Origin of the sequence: Okeania sp. SIO2B9 (assembly GCF_010672505.1) — a bacterium.
GTDB lineage: Bacteria > Cyanobacteriota > Cyanobacteriia > Cyanobacteriales > Microcoleaceae > Okeania > Okeania hirsuta.
Window position 1 is genome coordinate 1 of sequence record NZ_JAAHGK010001576.1, and the last position, 1,489, is coordinate 1,489.

The 1,489-nt window shown below is 37.0% G+C and carries 1 protein-coding gene; it reads left to right on the plus strand.

The genetic code is table 11. From position 1 onward, the window contains the following. Window positions 1–696 precede the first annotated feature (696 nt). On the plus strand, window positions 697–1,320 hold the full coding sequence (locus tag F6K13_RS32790; RefSeq protein ID WP_124143280.1) for a ribonuclease H-like domain-containing protein: 624 nt from the start codon (window positions 697–699) through the stop codon (window positions 1,318–1,320). Window positions 1,321–1,489 lie beyond the last annotated feature (169 nt).

Genomic DNA, 1,489 nt, shown 5'->3' on the forward strand with positions numbered 1-1,489 from the left:
AGCCGAGAATTAGACCCAATCATCGCGGTGTCATTTACAGGGTTATTTGATTTCTTCGTAAATGCTTTCGGCATTGAATGGTTAAGTTGGTGGATGAATGGAAGAGATGAAAATTGGTATTCTTATACCCAGTAGGGTGCGTTATTCATTAATTGATAATGGATAATTGATAATTACCTCTGGTTAAAACCGTTACGGAATTGAATATAAGGAAATATTATTTCTTCTCTTAGTCAATTGGATATGGCGAGGAGACCCGTTCTTGCAGACCCGCTCCGAAGATCGCCATCCCACCCTTCGGGAAGCTACGAAGATCGACCGCTTTTTTCCCCTTAAAAGGGGAGGTTTCAAGGCGCGAATTATTTAATTATTAATTATTAATTATTAATTATTCGGTAACGCACCATCCCACAGTCCAGTCGTAGTAGACTGACACAGCTAAAAGTGTGCATTAGATTTTTTGGTATAACTTTTGTTATAGCAAGGTTTGACTGATTTTTTTGTAGCAACATTTAAGTGTGTCTGGTACGTTACGCTTTGCTAACACACCCTACTGAACCTGATTTTTTTGTAGCAACATTTAAGTGTGTCTGGTACGTTACGCTTTGCTAACACACCCTACTGGACTGACGCAAAAGCAAGCAAATTTGATATAATTGTTCAGTCTAAAAAATATTAGTAATTATCAAGTGAGTAATGAGTGATTTTCAAGTATGCGATCGCGATTTAACGGAGGCCATATTATCTGATTATTTGCAAGCAGATAGTATTGCAGTGGATACAGAAACTATGGGATTGTTGCCCTGGCGCGATCGCTTATGTTTAGTCCAGTTATGCGATGCTCAAGGCAAAGTTACAGCAATTCGGATTGAAAAAGGGCAACAAGAAGCACCGAATTTAAAACAATTAATGGAGGCAACTGGAATAGTTAAAATATTTCATTTTGCTAGGTTTGATGTAGCAATGTTGCAGCATCATTTAGACATTAAAGTTTCCCCAATTTTCTGTACCAAAATTGCCAGTAAGTTGGCACGAACTTATACAGGTAAACATGGTTTAAAAGACTTAGTAATGGAATTAGAAAAAGTAGAGTTAGATAAATCTGCTCAAAGTTCTGATTGGGGAAATGCAGAAAATTTAACGGAGGAACAATTGAGTTATGCTGCTAATGATGTGCGGTATTTATTGAGTGTCAAAGAGAAGTTAATTAAAATGTTGAAACGAGAGGAAAGATGGGAATTAGCACAACAGTGTTTTGAATGTTTACCCGTGTTTGTGGGATTAGATTTATTGCAGTATAAAGATATTTTTGAGCATTAATTAAATTGGGATTTGCGGGGCAATATTTGTCTCTTTTCTACTTTTTTCAATGCAAAAATATGGGTCAATATTGCTCCGCAATGCCACCGTAAATGTAGGGCTGAAAGTCATCAACCCTGACTTGATTAGTGTCCGTGTGTAAGTCCTGTTATTGAATAAATTGGTTTGG

Bases quoted from the DNA above. Each gene is read 5' to 3' on its own strand.
- F6K13_RS32790 (WP_124143280.1), top strand. From the start codon at position 697: ATGAGTGATTTTCAAGTATGCGATCGCGATTTAACGGAGGCCATATTA.